We start from the raw sequence: 23,983 nt of genomic DNA, 5'->3' as shown, positions 1-23,983 counted from the left end.
CTCCCCCCGGGATATTTGCAGAGAGAGGAAACCGGCAGGGGCGCGTCAGCCCTTTTCGTGGAAGAACCCGTAGATCGCTTCGGCCATGCTGTCCGAGATGCCCTCCACCGCTTTGAGGTCGGACAGGTTGGCGCGGCTGACCGCCTTGGCCGAGCCGAAATGCGCCAGCAGCGCGCGCTTGCGCGCGGCCCCCACGCCCGGCACGTCATCCAGCGGCGTCGCGCCCACCGCCTTGGCGCGTTTGGCGCGATGGGTGCCGATGGCAAAGCGGTGCGCCTCGTCGCGCAGGCGCTGGATGAAATAGAGCACGGGATCGTTCATGCGCAGGGCGAACGTGCGCTGGCCCTTGCGGTGAAACTCTTCCTTGCCCGCGTCGCGGTCCACGCCCTTGGCGACGCCCACCATGGGGATGTCGGCCACGCCGTGTTCGGCCATGATCTCGTGCACGGCGGTCACCTGCCCGGCACCGCCGTCGATCAGCAGCAGGTCGGGCCAGTGGCCCCTGGTCCGGTCGGGGTCTTCCTTGAGCAGGCGTTTGAAGCGGCGGGTCAGCACCTCTTTCATCATGCCGAAATCGTCGCCGGGGGTCAGGTCGTCGCCCTTGATGTTGAACTTGCGATAGGCGTTTTTCATCAGACCTTCGGGGCCGGCGACGATCATCGCGCCCACGGCATTGGTGCCCTGGATGTGGCTGTTGTCATAGACCTCGATCCGGCGGGGCGGGCCGGGCAGGCCAAAGGCATCGGCCACCCCTTGCAGCAGCTTGGTCTGCGTGGCGGTCTCGGCCATCTTGCGCGCCAGGCTTTCGCGGGCGTTGCGCGCGGCGCTTTCGATCAGCTCGGCCTTCTCGCCCTTTTGCGGCACGATCAGCGCGACCTTGCGGCCCAGCTTGTCCGACAGCGCCTGCTCCATCAGGTCAGGATTCTCGATCCCGTGCGACAGGATGATCTGCCGCGGCGGGTCCTTGCTGTCATAGAACTGGCCAAGGAACGCCTCGAGCACCTCGGGGGCGTCTATATCGGCACCGACGCGCGGGTAGAAATCGCTGTTGCCCCAGTTCTGCCCGGCCCGGATGAAGAACACCTGCACGCAGGCCTGACCGTTTTCCAGGTGCAGCGCGATGATGTCGGCCTCGGTCACCGTCCTTGGGTTGATGCCCTGTGCGGTCTGTACCTGCGTCAGCGCGCGGATGCGGTCGCGCAGCGCGGCGGCGCGTTCGAACTCCATCGCCTCTGACGCCTGCTGCATGGCGGTGGCCAGGCTTTCCTGAATCTCGGTGCTTTTGCCCGACAGGTAGCGCGCGGCATCGGCGACCTGCCGGTTGTACTCGTCGCGGCTTATCTTGCCGACGCAGGGCGCGGTGCAGCGCTTGATCTGGTATTGCAGGCAGGGCCGGGTGCGGCCCTCGAACTGCGCATCGGTGCAGTTGCGCAGCTGAAAGGCGCGCTGCAACTGGCTCAGCGTGCGGTTGACCGCGCCGGCGCTGGCGAAGGGGCCGAAATACTGCCCCTTTTCGCGCTTGGCCCCGCGGTGCTTCTTGATCATCGGAAACTCATGCGCGGTGACGACGATATTGGGGAATGACTTGTCGTCGCGCAGCAGCACGTTGTAGCGCGGCTTGAGCTGCTTGATCAGGTTCTGTTCCAGCAGCAGCGCCTCGGTTTCCGTGCGCGTGGTCAGGAACATCATCGTCGCGGTTTCGGAAATCATCCGCGCGATGCGGGGGCTGTGTCCGCCGGGGCGGGCATAATTGCCGACCCGTGCGCGCAGGTTGCGGGCCTTGCCGACATAGAGCACGCGGCTTTGCGCATCCAGCATCCGGTAGACGCCCGGCGAGGCGTCCAGCGTGCGCAGATAGTCGTGAATCACCGAATGGCCGGTGGGCGGAGCCTGGGTTTGCGTGGTCATGGTCAAGAGATATGATTCTGCGTGCTGCGCTGCAATGAATACCGGGGCGGGGCAAGGGGGAACGCATCCACCGTTTCTGTGGATAAGTCTGCGCATAAATTCCAGACATGTCGAAATTCTTGTTGGTTTCGGCTGGTTTCCGGCATTTGCCTATTTTTTGTGCGATTTTTTAAAGGCTTGAAATCTTTACATAAAAATTGATGGCGCTGACAAGCGTATGATTTTCTTAACATTTTTGTAACGCGAAGATCACAGGAATGAGAGCGGTGCACAACTTGCCGCAAGGGCAACCGCAGGGCTTGTCATTCCACCCCCAGAACGTCGGGCGTTTCCCACGCCAGGTGCTGCCCGCCATCGACGCAGATCAACTGCCCGGTGACGCCCGGCGCGTCCAGAAAGTACCCCAGCGCAGCGGTGATGTCCGACGGGTTGGCACCGCGGCCCAGCACCGTGGCGGCGCGCTGGCGGGCGAAATGCTGGTCGCTCTGACGGCCGCCCTGCAGGGTCGGGCCGGGACCGATGGCGTTGACGCGGATGCGCGGGGCCAGACCCTGTGCAGCGGTCTGCGTCAGCGCCCAGAGACCCATCTTGGCGATGGTGTAGGTGGAAAACTCGGGAGTCAGTTTGCGCACCCTCTGGTCGATCATGTTCACGATCAGCCCCTGCGCCACCGGCTCGCCCATATCGTCCCGCACCGGGTCGGGAATCTGTGCGGCCATGTGTTGGGTCAGCACGTAAGGCGCGCGCAGGTTGGAGTCGATATGCCTGTCCCAGCTTTCGCGGGTGGCGCTGGTGATGGTGTCATGTTCGAAGATCGACGCGTTGTTGACCAGGCAGGTGACCGGCCCGCCAAGGACCTGCGCCGCGGCGGGCAGCAGCGCCTGCGTTGCGTCCTCGTCCAGCAGATCGGCTTGCAGCGTTGCGGCGTTACCCCCCATGCGGCGGATGTCGCTGGCGACCTCTTCGGCAGCCTCGGTTGAACTGTCGTAATGCACCGCCACGTCAAACCCGCGCCCGGCCAGATACAGCGCCATCGCGCGACCCAGCCGCTTGCCCGCGCCGGTTACCAATGCCCGTCCCATCGCCGTCCCCTGTCCTAGCTCAGCACGATCACGACATAGCCCACATAGGCGGCGGTCAAGATCACCCCCCACAGGCGCGTCAGGTTGCGGCCAAGGAACACGAAGGGGATCAGCACCAGCGACGCCGCCAGCATGACCCACAGGTCGAAGGTGAGAAAGGACTGGTCGACCGGGATCGGCGCGACCAGAGAGGCAACGCCGATGATGGCCAGCAGGTTGAACATGTTCGACCCGATGACATTGCCCAGGGCCACGTCGGCCTGTCGGCGCAGCGCGGCCATCACGGTCGTGGCCAGTTCCGGCAGCGAGGTCCCGACCGCCACCAGCGTCAGGCCGATCACCGTGTCGCTGACTCCATAGCGCTGCGCGATCACGCTGGCGTTGTCCACCAGCAGATCGGCCCCCAGCGGCAGGCCAACCAGACCCAGCACCAGAAAGACGATGATCTGCCACCACGGCATGTCAGGATCGGCACCTTCGACCTCTTCGTCATCCGCCAATGCGGCGGCGGCCTTTTCCGCGCGCCGGTGCTTGCGCGCATCCAGATAGGCCAGCGTCAGCATCGTGGCCAGCGCCGCCAGCAGGATCAGCCCGATGGGGGCATTGAACTCGCCGGTAAAGGCCAGACCGATGAACAGGACCGAAGCGATCAGCATCTGCACATAGGTCTTGCGGCTGTTGACCTCGCTGGTGTGAAGGGTCGTCAGCATGGCCGGGATGCCCAGCACCAGCAGCACGTTGGCGGTGTTCGATCCCACCACATTGCCCATGGCGATGCCCGGAACGCCCGCCAATGCCGCCTTTATCGAGATCAGCAGCTCAGGCGCCGAGGTGCCAAAGGCCACGATGGTCAGGCTGACGATCAACGCAGGTATCCCCACCCGCAGCGACAGGTTCACGGCACCCTTCACCAGTGCGTCGCCCGCCAATAGCAGGATCACAAGGCCAAGCCCCACCAGCAGCCATTCCATGAATTACCGTTTCCCTTGCTTGCAGGGGCAGGGCCCCTTGCCGATGCGGTAGCGCCCGCAGGACCGGCAGCGCGCCGATTGCAGGCGTTTCTGGCCCGGAAAGCGCAGCTTGCCGAACATGGCCAGAACGCCCATGCCGACCAGAAACAGGGTGACGATCTTGATGATCACGTCACAGGCCGAAACGCGCATAGGCCGCGCGCTCCTCGAATCCGGTCAGGGCATCATGGATCAGGGTTGCCCCGAACCTCTGAAAGATCGAGCGTTTGCGCCCGTAGCGCGCGAACCGCACCTTGTCGCCATAGAGATCCTTCATCGTCGGTTCCATGTGGCCCAGAGCGTCGATCAGCCCGACCTCGATCGCCTTTCCACCCAGCCAGATGTCGCCGGTGAACAGGTCCCTGTCGGTCGCCAGCTTGTCACCGCGCCGCGCCGTGACCCACTCTTTGAACCCGGTGTGCATGTCCTCGAGGATCACGCGCAACCGGGCGACGTCGGCCTCGTCCTCGGGCTTGAACGGGTCGAGCATGGATTTGGATTGCCCGGCGGTATAGACCCGCCGCTCGATCCCCTGTCGGGCCAGCAATTCATGCGCGCCGAACCCCGCCGAGATGACGCCGATCGACCCCACGATCGAGCCATAGTCGGCCCGGATGTCATCGGCCGCACAGGCCAGCCAATACCCGCCCGAGGCGGCGACATCCTCGACAAAGGCATGCACGGGGATCTTTTTCTCTTCGGCCAGCCGGCGGATGCGCGCCCCGATCAGGGCCGATTGCACGGGTGATCCGCCGGGGCTGTTGATGACCAGCGCCACCGCCGCGGGCTTGCCCCGCCGGAACGCGCGTTCGATCACGGGGGCCATGGCCTCGTCACTCAACTGCGCGCGCGGGCCCGATCCGATCATGCCAGACAGCCGGATGACGGCCACGGTGGGGTCGGATTTCACAAAGGGGATAAATCGTTTCATGCCAAGTCATGTAGATTGCCCGCGCACCACAAACAAGGCGCGGTGCCGGGCTTTTGCGGCGTGCGCCTCAGTCGCGCAGGCGATACCCTGTGCGAAACATCCATGCGATGATGGCAAGGCACAGCACGGTAAAGCCCGCGATGGCCAGCAGGCTCAGCCCCACAGGCACATCCGCCAGCCCGAAGAACGACCAGCGGAAGCCGGAAATCAGGTAGACCACCGGGTTGAACAGGGTCACCGTCTGCCACGTCGGCGGCAGCATGGACACCGAATAGAACGCGCCACCCAGAAACACCAAAGGCGTGACCACCAGCAGCGGGATCATCTGCAACTGCTCGAAATTCTGCGCCCAGATGCCGATGATGAAGCCGAACAAGGCAAAGCTCAGACAGGTCAGCACCATGAAGGCCAGCATCGCCACCGGATGCGCGATCTGCAAATCCACGAACAGATGCGCGGTGGCCAGGATCACCAGCCCGATGAACAGCGACTTGGTGGCCGCCGCCCCGACATAGCCGATTGTCACCTCGATAAAGCTGATGGGCGCTGACAACAGCTCGTATATCGTGCCGATGAACTTCGGGAAATAGATTGCGAAGCTGGCGTTGGAGATGCCTTGGGTCATGATCGACAGCATGATCAGCCCCGGCACGATGAACGCGCCGTAACTCACCCCCTCGACCTGGTCGATGCGGCTGCCGATGGCGGTGCCGAAGACCACAAAATATAGCGACGTGGACAACACTGGCGAGACGAAACTTTGCAGGATTGTGCGGAAGAACCGCAGCATCTCCATCCGGTAGATGGCGGCGATTGCGGTCAGGTTCATGTCTGCTCCTCTGTCACCAGCCCGACAAAGATTTCCTCAAGGCTGGATTGCCGGGTGGCGATGTCGCGCAAAACGATGCCTTCGGCGGCCAGATCGGTCAGCAGGCTGGCGATGCCCGTGCGCGGCCCGCGCGTGTCATAGCGAAACAGGATGGCCCGGCCCTCGTCGATCAGCTCCAGCCCCTTTTCGGCAAACCGCGCGGGCAGGGCCGTGATCGGCTCGTGCAATTCGATGCGCAGCTCTTTTTGCCCCATGCGGTCCATCAATCGGGCCTTGTCCTCGACCAGCAGGATCTCGCCCTTGGCGATCACCGCGATGCGGTCGGCAATCTCTTCGGCTTCCTCGATGTAATGCGTGGTCAGGATGATGGTGACGCCGCGCGCGCGCAGACCCTCGACCACCTCCCACATGCTGCGGCGCAGTTCCACGTCCACGCCCGCGGTCGGCTCGTCCAGAAACAGGATGCGCGGCTCATGCGCCAGTGCCTTGGCGATCAGCACGCGACGTTTCATCCCGCCCGACAACTCGCGCACCTGCGCATCGCGCTTGTCCCACAGGCTCAGGCTGCGCAGGACGTCCTCAAGATGCGCATCATCGCGCCCCTTGCCGAACAGCCCGCGCGAAAACCGCACCACGTTCCACACCGTCTCGAACGGTTCCAGCGCGATTTCCTGCGGCACCAGACCGATGAGCGCGCGAGCGCGGCGATACTCGCGCCTGATGTCGAACCCGCCGACGCTGACCTGCCCGGCCGATGGCATCACCAGCCCGCAGACGATCGAGATCAGTGTGGTCTTGCCTGCCCCGTTGGGGCCAAGCAGCGCCAGGATCTCGCCCTCCTCGATCGACAGATCGACACCGTGCAGCGCCACATGCCCGCTGGCATAGCGCTTTTCCAGCCCTTTGATTTCAAGAATGGACGCCATGATCGTTCCTCCGCCCCTGCCCCCTACCACACGACCGGCAGAACACCCAACCCGCCGGAACGCACAGGGGCTGCGCATGTTTCCTCTCTCTGGAAATATCCCGGGGGAGGGCGCCCATCGGGCGACCGGGGGCAGCGCCCCCAACCGCATCGCGTCAGCGATGCTGATACAGCGCGCGCCTCTGGCGCGCACCGTTTTGTCAGCCGGATCAGGCCTTGCCGGTCAGCCGTTTCAGCCAGCCCTTCTTGACCGCCTCGGGCTGGGCCTCGGGGCTGTCCGCCTCGGCCTCGGCAGGGCCTTCTAGCACCTCCTGAAAGCGGGAAAAGAACTGGTCGGCCATCTTCTTGGCAAAGCCGTCGATGATGCGGCTGCCCAGTTGTGCCAGCTTGCCGCCGACCTTGGCCTCGACATCATAGAACAGCCGCGTGCCGGTCTCGATCTCTTCCAGCCGCACCCTGGCCCCGCCCTTGGCAAAGCCCGCAGCCCCCCCCTTGCCTTCGCCCGACAGGGTCAGGCTCTCCAGTTCGACCATGTCGGTCAGGGTCACGGCCCCCTTGAAGGTGGCCTTCACCGGCCCGACCTTCTGCACCACGGTGGCGTGGAACCCCTCTTCGAGGCTGCCGGTCACCTCCTGCGCGCCGGGCACGCATTCGTGCAGCACATCGGCGCTCAGCAAGGCGGCCCATACCGTTTCGCGGTCGGCGCGGATGTCGCGCTGGTCGTGCATTTCCATTCCGGGTCTCTCCCTGTCCTGTCCCTGACGCATAGGTTAGCCCAAGCCACAGCGCCGGGAAAGAGGGCGCTTTTGCGATGGGCGTGCCCCATCCTTCGTGCTAGCCAATCCTGATGAGCGCACAGATCGACAGAAACACCCTCGGCATCCTGTTCATCCTTGCAGGGGTGACGGCGATTTCGGTGAACGACATGCTGATCAAGCAGTTGTCGGGCGGCTATCCGCTGCACCAGATGGTGTTCATCCGTTCTTCGGTGGGCATCGTGTTCAGCCTGATGATCCTGCAGTGGGAGGGGGGATTTCACCTCCTGAAAACCCGCACGCCCTGGCTGCATGTGCTGCGCGGGCTGCTGATCGTGGTGGCCAACATGACCTTTTTCGCCGCGCTGGCGGTGCTGCCGCTGGCGGATGCGACGGCGCTGTTCTTTGTGGCGCCGCTGATGATCACGCTGCTGTCGATCCCGCTGCTGGGTGAAAAGGTCGGGCCCTGGCGGATCGGTGCGGTCGTGGTGGGCTTTGCCGGAGTCGTGGTGATGATGAAGCCATGGGCCGGGCAGGCCGCGCTGGGGGTGCCGCGTGCGGTGCTGTTTTTGCCGGTGATCGCCGCGTTGACCTATGCGCTGAACCAGCTTCTGACCCGGCGGCTGGGGGTCACGACCAGTGCGGCGGCGCTGGCGGTATGGATACAGGGCACCTTCATCGTTGTCTCTGTGATGTTCTGGCTGGCGGCGGGCGATGGTCGCTTTGCCGTGGGGCTTGAGAACGGATCGCTGCAATTCCTGCTGCGGGCCTGGGTCTGGCCGGCCGATGGCGATATCTGGCTTTTTGCCGGGCTGGGCTTCAACTCGGCCATCATCGGCTATTGCCTGAGCCAAGCCTACCGCATGGCCGATGCCGCAACCGTCGCGCCGTTCGAGTATGTCGGCCTGCCGCTGGCGGTGTTCTGGGGCTGGATTATCTGGGCCGAGTTGCCCGATCTGTGGGTCAGCATGGGAATCGTGCTGATCATGGGATCGGGGCTTTTCGTGTTCCTGCGCGAAAAGATGCTGAACCGTCGGCTGCTCAGGGCAAAGCGCGTGCATCGGCGCTATTGACGGGCCTTCCCCCCGCCCGGTGAACGGGCTAGGAGTGGCGCATGAGGTGGACGATACCGAATATCCTGACGGCCCTGCGCCTTGCGGCCGCGCCCGGCGTGGCGGTGATGTTCCTGTATTTCACCCGGCCCTATGCGGATTGGTTCGCGCTGGTCCTGTTCATGGGGGCGGCGATCACCGACTGGTTCGATGGCTATCTGGCCCGCATCTGGCAGCAGGAAACCCGGCTGGGAGCGATGCTGGACCCGATCGCCGACAAGGCGATGGTGGTGATCGCGCTGATGGTGATAGTGGGCTATTCGTCGATGTCGCCCTGGCTGGTGCTGCCCGCCACGATGATCCTGTTCCGCGAAGTCTTTGTTTCCGGCCTGCGCGAGTTTCTGGGCGACACCGCCGGCACGCTGAAGGTCACGAAACTGGCCAAGTGGAAGACGACCCTGCAGATGGTCGCCATTGCGGTGCTGTTTTCGCAAGGCGTGTTTGAACATTACTTCGGCTCGCTTACCTACGGCATGGATGCGGGCATGGTCGCCGCCATTCTGGATGGCGAGGTCGAGGACCTGCACGGGCTGTGGTGGAAGCTTGAGGGGATGATCTGGGCCGGGCGCATCGGGCTTGTGCTGCTGTGGATCGCGGCGGCGCTGACGCTTGTGACAGGTTGGGAGTATTTCCGCAAATCCATGCCTTACCTGAGGGATGACACATGATTGACGTGCTGTATTTCGCCTGGGTGCGTGAACGTATCGGTGTCCCGCGCGAGGTGGTGGACACGCAGGCCGCGACCGTGTCCGAGCTTGTGAACGAGTTGCGCGGGCGCGAGGAACGCTATGCCGCCGCCTTTGCCGACCTGTCGGCGCTGCGGGTGGCGGTGGATCAGGATCTGACAGACTTTGACGCCTCGCTGGCAGGCGCGCGCGAAGTGGCGTTTTTTCCCCCGATGACAGGGGGGTAGCCATGGCTGTACGGGTGCAGTCAGATCCCTTCGATCTGGGGGCCGAGGCCAACGCCTTTGCCGCCGCGCAGACGGGCGGGATGGGGGCCATCGTCACCTTTACCGGCGTGGTGCGCGATGTGGCGGGCAGCTTGCAGGCCATGGAGATCGAGCATTACCCCGGCATGACCGAACGCGCCCTGACGCAGATCGAGGATCATGCGCGCGACCGTTGGGAGCTGGGCGGCGTGCTGATCCTGCACCGCTATGGCCCGCTGCGCCCCGACGAGATGATCATGATGGTCGCCACCGCCGCGCGCCATCGCAGGGATGCGTTCGAAGCTGCTGAATTCCTTATGGACTATCTGAAATCTCGCGCGCCATTCTGGAAAAAGGAACATACCGGCGACGGTGCCGACTGGGTCGCGGCGCGCGACGCGGACGAGGACGCGCTGCGCCGCTGGTAGATGGCCTGTTTTGCCATGCCCCTTGGGCAAGACTCTGCCCATTTCCACGTGACGTTGCGCCATATTGCCTGCTGACGTGGCTTCCCCGACCCTTGCATAGCAATGGGTTCGCCCGCAGACTGCATGTCAGGGATGAATTACGGCGCGCAACATGCGCGCCTGTCAGGGGAGGAGTTTCATGGGCTTTGCCAGCGTGCAGGATTCCATTGCCATCGAAAACGAAATGCCGTGGGCCGAACGCGATCTGCCCGCCACGCTGCACCAGTTGCTGCGCCGCACCAAGGACGCGCACGGGGCCAACAAGGCGGTGTCGTTCCAGTTGCTGTCGGGACCCAAGGACAAGGCCGAGACGCTGACATGGAACGCGCTCTATGACCGCAGCATCCAGACCGCCAACCTGTTCCGCAGCCTGAAGGTGGGCGAGGGCGACGTGGTCGCGATGATCCTGCCCAATTGCAACGAGGCGGTTCTGACGCTGCTGGGCGGCGCGATTGCCGGGATCGTCAACCCGATCAACCCGCTGCTGGAGCCCGAACAGATCGGCGCGATCCTGCGCGAAACCGGGGCCAAGGTCGTGGTCACGCTCAAGGCGTTCCCGAAAACCGATGTGGCGCAAAAAACCGCCGAGGCGGTGCGCCACGCACCCGGCGTGCATACGGTTCTTGAAATCGACCTGAACCGCTATCTGGGTTTTCCCAAGAACCTGATCGTGCCGCTGGTCCGGCCCAAGAACCCCGGCAACCACCATGCCGATGTGCGCGATTTCAACGCCGAGATCGCGCGCCAGCCCAAGACCTTGCAATTCGACGACGCCACCGGCGACCGGGTGGCGGCCTATTTCCACACCGGCGGCACCACGGGCATGCCCAAGGTGGCGCAGCATCGCTATTCCGGCATCATCTACAACGGCTGGCTGGGCGGCACGCTGCTGTTCACGCCCGAGGATAACGTGATCTGCCCGCTGCCGCTGTTTCACGTCTTTGCCTGCCATGTGATCATGATGGCGGCGGTCACGTCCGGGGCGCATGTGGTGTTCCCGACACCTGCAGGCTATCGCGGTGACGGGGTGTTCGACAACTTCTGGAAGCTGATCGAACGCTGGCAGATCACCTTTGTGATCACCGTGCCCACCGCCGTGTCTGCCCTGATGCAGCGCCCGGTGGATGCCGATGTCAGCAGTGTGAAAACCTCTTTCTCGGGCTCGGCCCCGATGCCGCTGGAACTGTTCAAGCGGTTCGAGGCGGCGTCGAACGTCACCATCGTCGAAGGCTACGGCTTGACCGAGGCGACCTGCCTTGTCAGCGTCAACCCGGTGGATGGCGAGAAGAAGGTGGGCTCGGTCGGCATCCGCTTTCCCTATACCGACATCCGCATCATGCGAGAAACCGATGGTGAACCCGTGGAATGCGCCCCCGACGAGGTGGGCGAGATCTGCGTCTCCAACCCCGGGGTGAACGCGCCCGAGACCTATACCGAGACCGCCAAGAACAAGGATCTGTATTACTATGGCAAATACCTGCGCACCGGCGATCTGGGGCGGATGGACCCTGACGGCTATCTGTGGATCACCGGCCGCGCCAAGGATCTGATCATCCGGGGCGGGCACAACATCGACCCCGCCGAGATCGAGGATGCGCTGCTGGCGCACAAGGACGTGGCCTTTGCCGGCGCGATCGGCCAGCCCGACGCCCATGCCGGGGAAATCCCCTGCGCCTATGTCGAACTGGTGTCGGGGGCCAGCGTCACGGGGGATGAGCTGCGCGAGCATTGCAAGATCCATGTGCACGAACGCGCGGCCCTGCCCAAGCATGTCGAGGTTCTGGACGAACTGCCCAAGACGGCGGTGGGCAAGGTGTTCAAACCCGATCTGCGCAAGCGCGCCATCACCCGGGTCTACAGCGCCGCGCTGGACGAGGCGGGGCTGAATGCCAAGGTGATCGAAGTCGTCGACGACAAGAAGCGCGGGCTGGTGGCGCGTGTGGCTCGCACCGGCGAGGTCGAGGACGACAAGGTCGGTCACGTGCTGGGCGCGTTCACCCGGCCCTGGGAATGGGCCGAGTGAACCGCTGTCTTATTGCAACCGTTACAACAGCGCGCGGCTGGGCACCCCGGTGACGCGCAGGCCATTCGCGGCCTCATAGGCGCGGATGGCGGCGCGGCCCTTTTCACCGATCACGCCGTCGGGATTGCCGGCGCCGTAGCCGCCCGCGTTAAGGCGGTTCTGCAGCGCGGTGCGCTCAGCATCGGACATGCCCCACGGGTCGCGCGGATACCCTGCGCGGATCGGCCCGCCCCCCGCCAGCCGGTCCGACAGGTGGCCCACGCCGATGACGTATGAATCTGCGTAGTTGTAGGTCTTGAGCACGTGGAAATTGTTATAGATCATAAATACCGGCCCGCGCGGTCCGGCAGGCAGGATCAGCGCGCCCGCTCCGTGATCCGGCAGTTGCCCGCCTGCCGCGGCAGCCACCCCAAGTGCGCGCCAGTCGCGCGCGGGGCGCGGATAGATACGGCCCGTCAAAGCCAGGTCAAACCCCTGCGGCAGCGTCACCTCGGTCGCCCAGGGTTGGCTCTGTTGCCAGCCGTTCGCGCGCAGCAACGCGGCGGCTGAAGCCAGCGCATCGGTCGGATCATCGCCCCAGATGTCGCGCCGCCCGTCGCCGTTGTGATCGACCGCATGGGCCAGATAGGTCGAGGGCATGAACTGCATGTGCCCCATCGCCCCTGCAAAACTGCCCTGCATCTGCGCGGGTGTTGCATCACCTGATTGCAGGATGCGCAGGGCGGCGATCAACTCGGCCTCGAACAGATCACGCCTGCGCCCTTCATGGGCCAGCGTGGCCAGGGTGGGGATCACCGGGGTCGATCCACGAAATCCGCCAAAGCTGCTTTCCATCCCCCAGATCGCCACGATCACCTGTTGCGGGATGCCGTATGTGCGCTCGATCCCGGCCAGAAGTGTGCGATACCGCGCCAGCGCCCGCTGCCCGCCCGCGATCCGTGCCGAAGACGCGGCGGTGGCGATGTAGTCTTGCAAGGACCGCGCAACCTCGGCCTGCTTGCGGTCATTGGCGATGATGCGCGGTTGTGGGCTGACACCTGACAGGGCGGAATCCAGAACCCGCTGGCTGATCCCCGCCGCACGGGCGCGACTGACGAACCCGGCAAGCCAGGTGCCGAAATCGGCGGACAGGGCCGCGCGCGGCAAGGTGGCGGCCAGCAGGCCAAGGGTCACGGCGCGGCGTGACAGGGGCATGAGCATAGTCCTATTTTGGCACGCACTCTACTACAGAACTTCCGCGTTGCCAAAGCAACCGTCGAAACCCCGGGTCCCGCCACCTATTGCAAGGCCATTACACTCGCCTCACCCCGACCGCGATTGCGGGTGTAACGCATGTTCTTGCCGTCGAACTCGATTTTCTGGCAATCAGTTCCAAGCTCGTTGTCGCCGATGCGCGCATTGCGGCAGACGAACCCATTGCTCCATTTCCAAGCGCCTGCAAAGGGTGCGCCACTCGTCATCTGCGCACTCATGCTGCCATCGGCATTCCAGCGGAACCAATTGCCGCTGGAATCATACATTTTTTTGCCAATTAGAGGCTGAAGCTGAGCCTCGGTTCTTATGTGTTTGAACTCGGCCAAAGCAGGCGTGGCGAAAAGCGCAAGAAGGCACGCGGACACAAGAGAAATTCGGTTGATTTTCATGGTCAATCCCTCGAAACAAAAAAATACACCAATATACGTTATCACATGCCTGCGTATCCGGTCATCCATAAATCTGTTTTGAATACCAGTTAGCCGGCGGGCATCAACGCCTGCAAAATCGCCTTGGCGCTGTCGGATGACCAGTCGGCATCGCCGGTCAGGCGGGCCAGTTCCACCCCCTCGGGCGACAGAATCAGCGTGACAGGCAGGCCCAGAACACCCATGGCGCGGGCGAGGGCCGAATTGTCATCCTTGTGCAGCGGCAGGTGCTTCACGCCGATCTCTTCAAAGAACGCCTTCATCGCCGGTGGCGCGTTGCGCCCCGTGGCGATGGTGACCACCTCGAACGTGTCGCCGCCCATCTGGTCCTGCAGCGCGTCCAGCATCGGCATTTCCTTGCGGCAGGGCGCGCACCAGGTGGCCCAGAAATTCACGACCACCAGTTTGCCTCTGTAATCGGCCAGCGTGGCGGTGCCGCCGTCGGCCGTGTCAAAGGCGATGTCGGGCACCGACTTGGGCGTTGCGTGGAATTGCAGCTTGCGCATGTCGCCGGTCTGCAGCGCCTCGATTTCCGCCCGGTTTTCCAGACCCGCAGGCACAACCTGAGCGGGATCCTGCAACGCGACCCAGCCCACGCCTGCGATTGCACAGGCGGCGATGGCCATATAAAGCACGGTGGACTTGGACAGACGCATTTGACCTCCGAAAGGGCAGACATGGGCAGCGACAGCGCAAACCAGATGTGGGGTGGCCGGTTCTCCGCCGGGCCGGACGCGATCATGGAGGCGATCAACGCCTCGATCTCGTTCGATCAGCGGATGGCGGCACAGGATATCGCCGGTTCACGCGCCCATGCCGCCATGTTGGCCGCCACAGGCATCCTGAGTGATAGCGATGCGCAGGCCATTCGCAAAGGGCTGCTCACCGTTTTGTCAGAGATCGAGGGCGGAACGTTCCAGTTTTCCGCCAGCCTCGAGGATATCCACATGAATGTGGAGGCACGCCTGAAAGAGGTGATCGGTGAACCCGCCGGGCGGCTGCACACCGGGCGCTCGCGCAACGACCAGGTGGCGACCGATTTCAAACTGTGGGTGCGCGACCAGATCGACGCCGCCATTCAGGGGCTTGAGGCGCTGATCCGCGCGCTGCTGGCGCAGGCCGAGGCTGGCGCCGATTGGGTCATGCCGGGGTTCACCCATCTGCAGACCGCGCAGCCGGTGACATGGGGCCATCACATGATGGCCTATGTCGAGATGTTCGGGCGCGACCTGTCGCGGATGCGCGATGCGCGCGCACGGATGAACGAATGCCCGCTGGGCGCGGCCGCGCTGGCCGGCACGTCGTTCCCGATCGACCGCGAGATGACGGCAAGCGCGCTGGGGTTCGACCGGCCCGCCGCCAATTCGCTGGATGCGGTCAGCGACCGCGATTTCGCGCTGGAGTTCCTGGGGGCCGCCAGCATCTGCGCCATGCACCTGTCGCGCTTTGCCGAGGAGCTGGTGATCTGGTCCAGCGCGCAATTCCGCTTTGTCACCCTGTCGGACCGGTTTTCCACCGGGTCCAGCATCATGCCGCAGAAAAAGAACCCCGACGCGGCCGAGCTGATCCGCGCCAAGATCGGGCGCATCTTCGGGGCCAACGTGGCGCTGATGATGGTCATGAAAGGGCTGCCGCTGGCCTATTCCAAGGACATGCAGGAAGACAAGGAGCAGGTGTTCGATGCCGCCGACAACCTGATGCTGGCGCTGGCCGCGATGGAGGGCATGGTGCGCGACATGACCGCCAACCGCGCCAATCTGGCCGCTGCCGCCGGGTCGGGCTTTTCCACCGCGACCGATCTGGCCGACTGGCTGGTGCGGGTGGCGGGCATCCCGTTCCGCGACGCGCACCATGTCACCGGCACGCTGGTCGGCATGGCCGAGGCGCGCGGCTGCGATCTGCCCGACCTGACGCTTGAGGACATGCAATCGGTGCATGCCGACATCACCGCCGACGTGTTCACCGTGTTGGGGGTTGAAAACTCGGTCGCATCGCGCACATCCTACGGCGGAACCGCGCCCGATCAGGTGCGCGCGCAGATCGCCCGCTGGAAAGAGGTGCTGGGATGAAAGCCGTCGTCTTGATCATGACCCTCGGGGCCCTGGCCGCCTGCGGTGCCGACGGCGAACCACAGCGGCCAACGCCCACCCCCTCGCGTCCCGGTCTGACCATCGATGCCTCGACCGCGACAGGCATCACAATCAGCGGTAACGCGAGACTCGGGATCACCAACTGATGTCGCCGCTGCGGATGATCTATCTGGCGCTTGCCATCTGGGGCGCCATTCATCCGATGTACTGGTTCGTCAGCTACATGCGCGAGACAGGCACCGGCCTGTCGGGGCTGATCGACGCGTGGTATGTCAACGCCTCGACCACCGGGCTGACATGGGATCTGACGATCGCGGCCATCGCCCTGACCGTCTGGATCGTGGCCGAGGTCGCAACCCGCCGCAACTGGCTGGCACTGATCGCCATCCCGGCCACCTTCTGCATCGGCGTCAGTTGCGGTCTGCCGCTCTACCTGTTCCTGCGCACAAGGCCGGTTTGATCGCCTCGCGAGCAAAAGCAGCTTCATCTTGCCCCTAAACTCCGGGGAGTTTGAGGGGCAGCGCCCCTCATTCCGCATCGCGTAAGCGATGCTCCCCAAGCGTGCGCCTTCGGCGCACACAATGTGGCAACATGCACGTCAGAACCACTGCCCGGGCTCCATCAGCCCCAGGTCCAGCAATTGCCGCGAATGCCATTCGAACGGCACGGAATTGTGCCACAGGAACGTCTCGATGTCGAAGGTCGAGCCGGGGTTGCGTTTCAGCGCCTTGGCGGTGCGGAACGAACAGATCGCCGCCGTCAGGTTGTGATGCCATGGACAGGCATAGGTGTTGTATTCCTCGTCGTTGAACGTGTGATCGGGCCGCAGGCGCAGCCCCGGGGCTGCGCGAAACAGGGCGATCCGGTCGATCTTGCGTCGGGGGGCCGGGATATGCTCCTCGTACCGCCAGCGCAGACCGCCAAAGAAATCAAGCTGGCGTTCGCGCGGATGCTTGGTCACCGGGTCCGGCCGCGCCAGCGCGTAATAGCCGGACTTGTCCAGATGCGCATCCTCGATCGCCACCGCATCGGGATGCGCTGTCAGGTCGCCGGCGTACAGATCGACCACATAGGTCAGCATCGCGTCACGCCGCTCCTCGGTGTGAAAGGCCAGCATTTCGCCCACGCTGCGCGTTTCGCAGAACGGATAGAACAGGTATTCGGCGTTGTAGCAGTAATACATCCATAGGCCGGGCGCCCTTGCAATCACCCCGTTGACCGCCTGCGGGACCGCGTTTTCGCCCAGCGGGTCAAAGTCGACGCGCACGATACGCTCGGCCACGTCGGCGGCGATGTCAATCGCCGGCAGCGCGAATGCGACGACCACCTTGAAACCGCATGTCAGGTGATGGCGCAGGGTACTGTCCAGCTCGACCGCGTCCTCGGCAAAGATCAGGGCGACCGGCCCCTTTGCCAGCGTGTCCTTGCCCGTCCCCAGAAACTCGTCCAATGACCCAAACCGCATGCTGCCCAAGGCCCCTTTTGTGATTGCCGCAGAAACTTGACCAAATCGCCCTGCATTGCAAGGCGCGACCTTTGTGGTATAGGCACCCCCCAGCGGCAGGACAGGACCGGCACCATGGGCGATCCGAAAAAACTCTATATCAAGACATATGGCTGTCAGATGAACGTCTATGACAGCGAACGCATGGCCGAGGCGCTGGGCGGGCAGGGATACGTGCCGACCGACACGCCCGACGATGCCGACATGATCCTGCTCAACACCTGCCATATCCGCGAAAAGGCGGCGGAAAAGGTGTATTCCGAACTTGGCCGCTTCAAGGGCCTCAAAGCAGCCAGGCCCGATCTGAAGATCGGCGTCGCGGGCTGCGTGGCCCAGGCCGAGGGCGAGGAAATCATGCGCCGTCAGCCCATGGTCGATCTGGTGGTGGGGCCGCAAAGCTATCACCGTCTGCCCGAGATGGAGGCCCGCGCGGGCGGTGGCGTCAAGGCGCTGGACACCGATTTCCCGGCCGAGGACAAGTTCGAGATTCTGGAAAGCCGCCCCAAGGCGCGGCGCGGGCCGACCGCCTTTCTGACCGTGCAGGAGGGCTGCGACAAGTTCTGCGCCTTTTGCGTGGTGCCCTATACCCGTGGTGCCGAGGTCAGCCGCCCCGCGGCCCGTGTGCTGGACGAGGCGCGCGACCTGGTCGAGCGTGGCGTGCGCGAAATCACCCTGCTGGGCCAGAACGTCAACGCCTATCACGGGGCCGGACCGGATGGCGACTGGTCGCTGGCGCGGCTGGTCTGGGCTTTGAACGACATCGACGGGCTGGAGCGTATCCGCTTTACCACCAGCCACCCCAATGACATGAGCGACGACCTTATCGCGGCGCATGGCGAATGTGCCAAGCTGATGCCCTATCTGCACCTGCCGGTGCAGTCGGGCAGCGACCGCATCCTCAAGCGGATGAACCGCAGCCACACCGCCGAAAGCTATATCCGCCTGATCGAGCGTATCCGCGCGGCGCGCCCCGATATCCTGATTTCGGGTGATTTCATCGTGGGGTTCCCCGAAGAGACCGATCAGGATTTCGAGGATACGATGAACCTGATCCGCGCGGTGAATTACGGGCAGGCGTTTTCGTTCAAATACTCCACCCGTCCGGGCACCCCGGCGGCAGAGCGTGCGCAGGTCGACCCTGACGTGGCCGATGATCGCCTGCGCCGGTTGCAGGCACTGATCACCCAACAGCAGCGCGCCATTCAGGACAGCATGGTAGGCCGTGACGTGCGGGTGCTGTTCGAGAAGCCGGGCCGTATGGACGGGCAGATGGTGGGCAAGTCTGAATACCTGCACGCGGTTCACGTGACCGACGCGCGCCCGCAGGTGGGCGAAAGCTATCAGGTTCGAATCACGCATAGCGGGCCGAATTCGCTGGGCGGAGACCTCGTCTGACCACATGTCGGCAAAGCGGAATCCACGACCAGCATAACCCGGGCTGGCCTGTTTTGCGCCCCTGTTTCCCATGGCGAAACAATGCAAGGGTTTTTTTCCTTCACAGACGCTTGATTTTGCTACATTCTGTAGGCGGAACGTTGGTCCGGCCCAGATATCTGCGGGGCGGATCGTGGGGGATAACAATTTAGGAATACGGCTGTGGTTACATTTACCAAAGCGATCCGCAGGGCAGGGCAATTCATTTGCGCTGCTGTCGTGGGCGCGACCATTCTGACGACACCTGCACTTGCCCAATCGACAGTGCAGGGTGAAAAATACATTCCCGGCATCTGGATCGATCCGGACGGCTGCGAACACTGGGTCATGGACGACGGTGCCGAAGGCTACATGAGCCCGCACCTTACCCGTCAGGGTCTTCCGGTCTGCCGCCGGGGGAACGTGTGCGGCGTTCTGAACACCGATCAGTATTTCGCCACCGACAGTCACCGCATCTCGCCCGGTGGCTAGGCAAATCTTGCGAACTTCTTCCGGTCGTCCTCGGCCCGGGCCTTCGTGATCGTGGGCCACACCGACAGCCGCGCCTCGGATGAATACAACATGCGCCTGAGCTACAACCGCGCCAATGCCGTGGCCCGCGTGGCCGTCGGCACCGGTGCACGCGTCACCGATGTGCGCGGCTATGGCGAGCGTATGCCCAAGGCGGCGAACAACACCGCGGCCGGCATGGCACAGAATCGCCGTGTCGAAATCATCTGCATCCAGTAAGGCCACGGGGGACTTGGGCATGAATATTGTAAAAATCGCTGTTGGCCTTGGATTGATCACGACGCTTGCCGCCTGCGAGGTCGGGCCGGACAAAAGTCGCGACCGTGGCTTTGACCGCAAGCACCTGAGCCAATTGCAGGCGGGCATCTGGGTTGATCCCAACGGCTGTGATCACTGGATCATCGATGACGGTCTCGAAGGGTATCTGTCGCCACGTCTGGACAAGTACGGCAAGCCGGTCTGCTCGGGCGTGGCACCGCCCAACACCGCCGTCGGACCGTTCAAGGGTGGCAGCGGGGTGCCTGACATCCTGTAATCGGATGTCATCTGACAGCAGAAAAAGGCCGCGGGTCGCCGACCCGCGGTTTTTTGGTGTCAAAGCGATGACAATTTCGGGCGCACGGTTGCGCAGACCCGAACAACTTGGCACCATTGCAGCAACTTCAGACAAGGAGATCTGATTGGCCACCACCGCGCTGCCTCCGGCAACCACCCTGTCCGCGCTCGGCGAGCGCCTGATAGATTTCCCCGACAACCGGCTGTTGATCGACTTGTGCGGGGAATATGACCGCAATCTAGCAGAGATCGAGCAGAAGCTGGGTGTTCAGATCCTGCGCCGTGGCAACGAACTGGCCGTGATCGGCGAGGATGACGCCACGGGCAACGCGGTCGAGGTTCTGGGCGCGCTGTATCAACGGCTCGAGGCCGGGCGCGAAGTGGGACGCGCCGATATCGACCGCGAGATTCGCATGGGCGGGCCCGAGGCCGAAACCGCACGACGCGGCGGCGATCAGCTCGAGATGTTCAAGGGCGGTGCGGTCGAGATCAAGACTCGCAAGAAGCTGGTCGAACCACGCACCGACGCGCAAAAGGCCTATGCCCAGAACCTGTTCAAATCCGAACTGTGTTTCGGCATCGGCCCGGCTGGCACCGGCAAGACCTATCTTGCGGTCGCGGCGGGGGTGAACATGTTCATCAACGGTGTGGTCGACAAGATCATCCTGTCGCGCCCCGCGGTCGAGGCGGGCGAGAAACTGGGCTATCTGCCCGGCGACATGAAGGACAAGGTCGATCCCTACATGCAGCCGCTGTATGATGCGCTGAACGATTTCCTGCCGGGCAAGCAGGTCGCCAAGCTGATCGAGGAAAAGCAGATCGAGATCGCGCCGCTGGCCTTCATGCGCGGGCGCACGCTGTCCAATGCCTTTGTCGTGCTGGACGAGGCGCAGAACGCAACCTCCATGCAGATGAAGATGTTCCTGACCCGCCTGGGCGAGGGGTCGCGCATGGTGATCACCGGCGACCGCACCCAGATCGACCTGCCGCGCGGCGTGTCCTCGGGGCTGCATGACGCCGAGCGTCTGTTGAAAAGCATCGACAAGATCAGCTTCAACTATTTCACCTCGAAAGACGTGGTGCGCCACCCGCTGGTCGCCGCCATCATCGAGGCCTACGAGACCGAAGAGGCGCGCGGCTGACCGGTGCAAGGCAGGTTCGCCATGCCCTTCCTCTCTCGTCGAATAACCCGAGGGGTGTGGCGGGCTGGCCCCCCACTTGAGCAAGAGGTGTGGCGGGCTGGCCCGCCACAGACATCTGACAGATGCTGACCGACACGATCATCGAAGACGACCGCTGGCAGCAGGCCGGGCTGGAAGCCCTGGCCGAAGCCGCAGCCAGTGCCACGCTGGCGCATCTCGGGCTTGATCACGCGCGGTTCGAGATCGCAGTTCTGGCCTGCGACGATTCGCGCATCGCGGTGTTGAACGCCGATTTCCGGGGCAAGCCGCAGCCGACAAACGTTCTGTCCTGGCCTGCCGAAGAGCACGCCGCACAGGTTGACGGTGCGGCCCCTGATCTGCCAACGGGTGCGGCTGACGGGCCTTTTGCGCATGAACTGGGCGATATCGCCATCGCCTACGACACCTGCGCGCGCGAGGCCGTTGCGGCGGGCAAGCCGCTGGCCGATCACGTCACGCATCTGATCGTGCATGGCACCCTGCATCTTTTGGGGTATGATCATTTACGTGACAAAGACGCCACTTTGATGGAACGAACCGAGGTCGAGATACTTGGCAAACTGGGTCTTTCTGACCCATATTCATGAACGAAGGGTCTGACAGGCCCGTTTACTGGTAAGGACAGATGGGCGACAGCACCGACGGGTCTTCTATCGCAGCGCCGGGCGCGCAGGGCGAAGAGATCGAACAGAATGAAAGCACCGCCAACAGCGGTGGATTTTTCAAGCGCATCATCGGGGCACTCAGCCCTTCGGACATGGGCGACGAGGATGACGGCACGGGGCTCGCCGCGCAGCATCCGCTGCCGGGCCTGTCCAATCTGCGTCACATGCGGGTCGAGGACGTGGCCGTGCCCAAGGCCGATATCGTCTCGGTGCCCTGCACGATCAGCCGCGAAGAACTGGTCGAGCAGTTCCGCGAGTCCGGCATGTCGCGCCTGCCGGTCTATGACGGCACGCTGGACAGCCCGCAGGGCATGATCCATCTCAAGGATTTCGCGCTGCGCCATGGGTTCAACGGCAGCGGTGGCCATTTCGACGTGACCGACATGCTGCGCCCACTGCTTTATGTGCCACCCTCGATGACGATCGGTGTGCTGCTGCAAAAGATGCAGACCGAGCGCAAGCACATGGCGTTGGTGATCGACGAATATGGCGGTGTCGACGGGCTGGTGACGATCGAGGACCTGATCGAACAGGTGATCGGCGAGATCGAGGACGAGCACGACACCGACGATGACAGCTACTGGACGCTGGAAAAGCCCGGAATCTACATTGCGCTGGCCAAGACCCCGCTGGACGAGTTCGAGGCCGAGATCGGTCTGTCCCTGACCGAAACCGAGGATGTGGACGAGGAAGAAATCGACACGCTGGGCGGGTTGGTCTTCATGCTGTCGGGCCGGGTGCCGGTGCGCGGCGAGGTGATCAAGCACCCCGCCGGCCCCGAGATCGAGGTGGTCGAGGCCGACCCCCGCCGCATCAAGCGCCTGCGCGTGCGCGTCAACGGCGGCACAGAAAGCTAGGATGATCACAGCCGCACAGCGCTGGGGGCAGGGACAATCGACCCGCCGCTTGATGGCGCTGGCCGCGGCGTCCGGTGCCGTTGCGGCGACGGGGCAGGCCCCTCTGAACCTGTGGCCGCTGGCGCTGATCGGGCTGGCGGGGCTATTTGCGCTGTTTGGCATGGCCCCGGGCCGGCGACGGGCGGGCTGGATCGGATGGGCGGGGGGCACGGGGTATTTCCTGCTGGCCCTGTCGTGGATCATCGAGCCGTTTCTGGTGGATGTCGCGCGCCATGGCTGGATGGCCCCCTTTGCGCTGGTGTTCCTGGCAGGCGGTCTGGCGCTGTTCTGGGGGCTGGCCTTTGGGCTGGCGCGCGCGCTTGGCGGGCATACTCTGGTGTGGATTGCGGCCCTGACCGGGGCCGAGGCGCTGCGTAGCTATGTCTTTACCGGCTTTCCCTGGGCGCTGATCGGGCACGGGCTGATCGCCGCGCCCGCGGTGCAGGTTGCGGCTCATGTGGGGGCCTTGGGCCTGACCTTCGTTGCGTTGTCGGTCGCGGCGGCGCTTGTGCATCTGGCCGGGCCGCGCTGGTTGGCGGCTTTGCCCGTGCCGGGGCTGTTTGCCGCGCTGTTGTACTGGGGCGCGGTGCAGGTGCCGCCCGAGCCCGCGACCGATGCGCCGCTGATCCGGCTGGTTCAGCCCAACGCACCCCAGAACGAAAAATGGAACCCCGAAAGAGCGTCATTCTTCTTTCGGCGTCAACTGGACTATACCGCCGCCGACACAGGCACCGCGCCCCCCGATCTGGTCGTCTGGCCCGAGACCGCGGTGCCGGTCTGGTTGAGCTATGCCGAGGACGCGCTGGCCGCAGTGGCCGACGCAGCCGGGACTGCGCCGGTGGTGCTGGGCATTCAGCGCGAGGATGGCTTGCGCATCTACAACAGCGCGATCCGCGTCGATGCCGGCGGGCAGGTCGGCGCGCTTTACGACAAGCATCATCTTGTGCCCTTTGGCGAATACATGCCCTTTGGCGACTGGCTGGCGCGTATGGGCATTCACGGGCTGGCCGCCAACGAGGGGCAGGGGTATTCGCCTGGCCCCGGGGCGCGGCTGATGGATCTGCCCGGGATCGGGCCGGCCCTGCCGCTGATCTGCTACGAGGCGGTGTTCGCCCAGGACGTGAACGCCGCCCCAGCACGGCCCCGGCTGTTGCTTCAGATCACCAATGACGCCTGGTTCGGGCGGGTGTCCGGCCCGTATCAGCATCTGGCGCAGGCGCGGTTGCGCGCGGTGGAACAGGGGCTGCCGATGGTGCGGTCGGCCAACACCGGTGTGTCGGCGATGATTGGCCCGCGCGGCGAGGTGCGCGCGCAGATCGCGCTGGGGCAGGCGGGGTTTGTCGATGCGCTGCTGCCCCCCGCGCTGCCGCCTACGGTTTACGCGAAAACCGGCGATTGGCCGATGGCGGCACTGATTGTCGCGATCCTGGCCGCATTCGGCCTTGCCCGTGCCATCCGGGGCCGTTCAATACGACATTGACCTGCGCCGCCGT

The 23,983-nt window shown here is 64.1% G+C and carries 25 protein-coding genes and 1 pseudogene; 14 read left to right on the top strand and 12 right to left on the bottom strand.

Annotation, left to right across the window (positions count from 1 at the left end; translation table 11 throughout):
- Window positions 1-45: 45 nt before the first annotated feature.
- The 8 genes from uvrC to ACFTOW_RS03420 all read right to left on the bottom strand — a co-directional run bounded on the left by uvrC (window position 46) and on the right by ACFTOW_RS03420 (window position 7,419).
- Window positions 46-1,908, bottom strand: coding sequence for an excinuclease ABC subunit UvrC (gene uvrC / locus ACFTOW_RS03455; RefSeq protein WP_379913087.1), 1,863 nt, complete (start codon window positions 1,906-1,908; stop codon window positions 46-48).
- Between the two features lie 302 nt (window positions 1,909-2,210).
- Window positions 2,211-2,990: an SDR family oxidoreductase gene (locus tag ACFTOW_RS03450; protein WP_379913085.1), complete on the bottom strand. Its 780-nt coding sequence runs from the start codon at window positions 2,988-2,990 to the stop codon at window positions 2,211-2,213.
- Window positions 2,991-3,004: 14 nt separating this feature from the next.
- Window positions 3,005-3,961 carry a calcium/sodium antiporter gene (locus ACFTOW_RS03445; protein ID WP_379913083.1) on the bottom strand — a complete coding sequence of 319 codons (957 nt, stop codon included), beginning with the start codon at window positions 3,959-3,961 and terminating at the stop codon, window positions 3,005-3,007.
- 3 nt (window positions 3,962-3,964) lie between these two features.
- Window positions 3,965-4,153 carry a hypothetical protein gene (locus ACFTOW_RS03440; RefSeq protein ID WP_379913081.1) on the bottom strand — a complete coding sequence of 63 codons (189 nt, stop codon included), beginning with the start codon at window positions 4,151-4,153 and terminating at the stop codon, window positions 3,965-3,967.
- Window positions 4,134-4,931 carry a S49 family peptidase gene (locus ACFTOW_RS03435; protein ID WP_379913079.1) on the bottom strand — a complete coding sequence of 266 codons (798 nt, stop codon included), beginning with the start codon at window positions 4,929-4,931 and terminating at the stop codon, window positions 4,134-4,136. The genes ACFTOW_RS03440 and ACFTOW_RS03435 overlap by 20 nt, the downstream gene beginning before the upstream one ends.
- 67 nt (window positions 4,932-4,998) lie before the next feature.
- Entirely contained in the window at window positions 4,999-5,760 is a 762-nt protein-coding gene (locus ACFTOW_RS03430; protein ID WP_379913077.1) for an ABC transporter permease, read from the bottom strand.
- Complete coding sequence (locus ACFTOW_RS03425) at window positions 5,757-6,686, bottom strand: ABC transporter ATP-binding protein (protein WP_379913075.1); 930 nt, start codon at window positions 6,684-6,686, stop codon at window positions 5,757-5,759. The genes ACFTOW_RS03430 and ACFTOW_RS03425 overlap by 4 nt, the downstream gene beginning before the upstream one ends.
- 208 nt (window positions 6,687-6,894) lie before the next feature.
- A complete protein-coding gene (locus ACFTOW_RS03420) occupies window positions 6,895-7,419 on the bottom strand; it encodes a CoxG family protein (protein ID WP_379913073.1) in 525 nt (174 codons plus the stop codon).
- 113 nt (window positions 7,420-7,532) lie between these two features.
- On the opposite strand from ACFTOW_RS03420, the gene ACFTOW_RS03415 reads away from it, so the two are divergent.
- From ACFTOW_RS03415 to ACFTOW_RS03395, 5 genes are all read left to right on the top strand, one after another.
- Complete coding sequence (locus ACFTOW_RS03415; protein WP_379913071.1) at window positions 7,533-8,513, top strand: DMT family transporter; 981 nt, start codon at window positions 7,533-7,535, stop codon at window positions 8,511-8,513.
- A gap of 41 nt (window positions 8,514-8,554) precedes the next feature.
- Window positions 8,555-9,220 (top strand): CDP-diacylglycerol--glycerol-3-phosphate 3-phosphatidyltransferase, encoded by a 666-nt coding sequence (gene pgsA / locus ACFTOW_RS03410; protein WP_379913069.1) that lies wholly within the window; start codon window positions 8,555-8,557, stop codon window positions 9,218-9,220.
- On the top strand, window positions 9,220-9,465 hold the full coding sequence (gene moaD / locus ACFTOW_RS03405; RefSeq protein ID WP_379913264.1) for a molybdopterin converting factor subunit 1: 246 nt from the start codon (window positions 9,220-9,222) through the stop codon (window positions 9,463-9,465). Before pgsA ends, moaD begins: the two co-directional genes overlap by 1 nt.
- Before the next feature lie 2 nt (window positions 9,466-9,467).
- The gene (locus ACFTOW_RS03400; RefSeq protein ID WP_379913067.1) at window positions 9,468-9,911 is read left to right on the top strand and encodes a molybdenum cofactor biosynthesis protein MoaE; all 444 of its coding nucleotides are present in this window, start codon (window positions 9,468-9,470) and stop codon (window positions 9,909-9,911) included.
- A gap of 178 nt (window positions 9,912-10,089) precedes the next feature.
- Window positions 10,090-11,973: an acyl-CoA synthetase gene (locus ACFTOW_RS03395; RefSeq protein ID WP_379913065.1), complete on the top strand. Its 1,884-nt coding sequence runs from the start codon at window positions 10,090-10,092 to the stop codon at window positions 11,971-11,973.
- Between the two features lie 21 nt (window positions 11,974-11,994).
- Here ACFTOW_RS03395 and ACFTOW_RS03390 read toward each other — a convergent pair whose 3' ends face one another.
- The 3 genes from ACFTOW_RS03390 to ACFTOW_RS03380 all read right to left on the bottom strand — a co-directional run bounded on the left by ACFTOW_RS03390 (window position 11,995) and on the right by ACFTOW_RS03380 (window position 14,311).
- On the bottom strand, window positions 11,995-13,167 hold the full coding sequence (locus tag ACFTOW_RS03390) for a lytic murein transglycosylase (RefSeq protein ID WP_379913063.1): 1,173 nt from the start codon (window positions 13,165-13,167) through the stop codon (window positions 11,995-11,997).
- A gap of 83 nt (window positions 13,168-13,250) precedes the next feature.
- Complete coding sequence (locus ACFTOW_RS03385; protein ID WP_379913061.1) at window positions 13,251-13,616, bottom strand: hypothetical protein; 366 nt, start codon at window positions 13,614-13,616, stop codon at window positions 13,251-13,253.
- A gap of 89 nt (window positions 13,617-13,705) precedes the next feature.
- Window positions 13,706-14,311, bottom strand: a complete 606-nt coding sequence (locus ACFTOW_RS03380) for a TlpA family protein disulfide reductase (RefSeq protein ID WP_379913059.1) — start codon at window positions 14,309-14,311, stop codon at window positions 13,706-13,708.
- A 21-nt stretch (window positions 14,312-14,332) separates the two neighbouring features.
- Between ACFTOW_RS03380 and argH the strand changes: the two genes are divergently transcribed.
- Window positions 14,333-15,724 (top strand): argininosuccinate lyase, encoded by a 1,392-nt coding sequence (argH, locus tag ACFTOW_RS03375; protein WP_379913057.1) that lies wholly within the window; start codon window positions 14,333-14,335, stop codon window positions 15,722-15,724.
- A gap of 166 nt (window positions 15,725-15,890) precedes the next feature.
- Window positions 15,891-16,205 carry a DUF2834 domain-containing protein gene (locus tag ACFTOW_RS03370; protein WP_379913055.1) on the top strand — a complete coding sequence of 105 codons (315 nt, stop codon included), beginning with the start codon at window positions 15,891-15,893 and terminating at the stop codon, window positions 16,203-16,205.
- Window positions 16,206-16,343: 138 nt separating this feature from the next.
- Here the strand turns inward: ACFTOW_RS03370 and ACFTOW_RS03365 are convergent, their stop codons facing one another.
- Window positions 16,344-17,210, bottom strand: a complete 867-nt coding sequence (locus ACFTOW_RS03365; protein WP_379913053.1) for a hypothetical protein — start codon at window positions 17,208-17,210, stop codon at window positions 16,344-16,346.
- A 114-nt stretch (window positions 17,211-17,324) separates the two neighbouring features.
- Between ACFTOW_RS03365 and miaB the strand changes: the two genes are divergently transcribed.
- From miaB to lnt, 7 genes and pseudogenes are all read left to right on the top strand, one after another.
- Window positions 17,325-18,644, top strand: coding sequence for a tRNA (N6-isopentenyl adenosine(37)-C2)-methylthiotransferase MiaB (gene miaB / locus ACFTOW_RS03360; RefSeq protein ID WP_379913051.1), 1,320 nt, complete (start codon window positions 17,325-17,327; stop codon window positions 18,642-18,644).
- Window positions 18,645-18,902: 258 nt separating this feature from the next.
- A pseudogene (locus ACFTOW_RS03355) lies at window positions 18,903-19,412 on the top strand (OmpA family protein).
- 19 nt (window positions 19,413-19,431) lie between these two features.
- Window positions 19,432-19,728 (top strand): hypothetical protein, encoded by a 297-nt coding sequence (locus ACFTOW_RS03350; RefSeq protein WP_379913049.1) that lies wholly within the window; start codon window positions 19,432-19,434, stop codon window positions 19,726-19,728.
- A gap of 145 nt (window positions 19,729-19,873) precedes the next feature.
- A complete protein-coding gene (locus tag ACFTOW_RS03345) occupies window positions 19,874-20,890 on the top strand; it encodes a PhoH family protein (protein WP_379913047.1) in 1,017 nt (338 codons plus the stop codon).
- 122 nt (window positions 20,891-21,012) lie between these two features.
- On the top strand, window positions 21,013-21,516 hold the full coding sequence (gene ybeY, locus ACFTOW_RS03340) for an rRNA maturation RNase YbeY (RefSeq protein WP_379913045.1): 504 nt from the start codon (window positions 21,013-21,015) through the stop codon (window positions 21,514-21,516).
- Window positions 21,517-21,554: 38 nt separating this feature from the next.
- Window positions 21,555-22,451, top strand: coding sequence for a CBS domain-containing protein (locus ACFTOW_RS03335; protein WP_379913042.1), 897 nt, complete (start codon window positions 21,555-21,557; stop codon window positions 22,449-22,451).
- Between the two features lies 1 nt (window position 22,452).
- Entirely contained in the window at window positions 22,453-23,970 is a 1,518-nt protein-coding gene (gene lnt, locus ACFTOW_RS03330) for an apolipoprotein N-acyltransferase (RefSeq protein ID WP_379913040.1), read from the top strand.
- Window positions 23,971-23,983 lie beyond the last annotated feature (13 nt).

The sequence above is a fragment of the Lacimonas salitolerans genome, from assembly GCF_042677865.1.
In the GTDB taxonomy this organism is placed as follows: domain Bacteria; phylum Pseudomonadota; class Alphaproteobacteria; order Rhodobacterales; family Rhodobacteraceae; genus Lutimaribacter; species Lutimaribacter salitolerans.
Note: the sequence above shows the minus strand (reverse complement) of the source record. Positions and strands in the feature narration are given on the sequence as shown.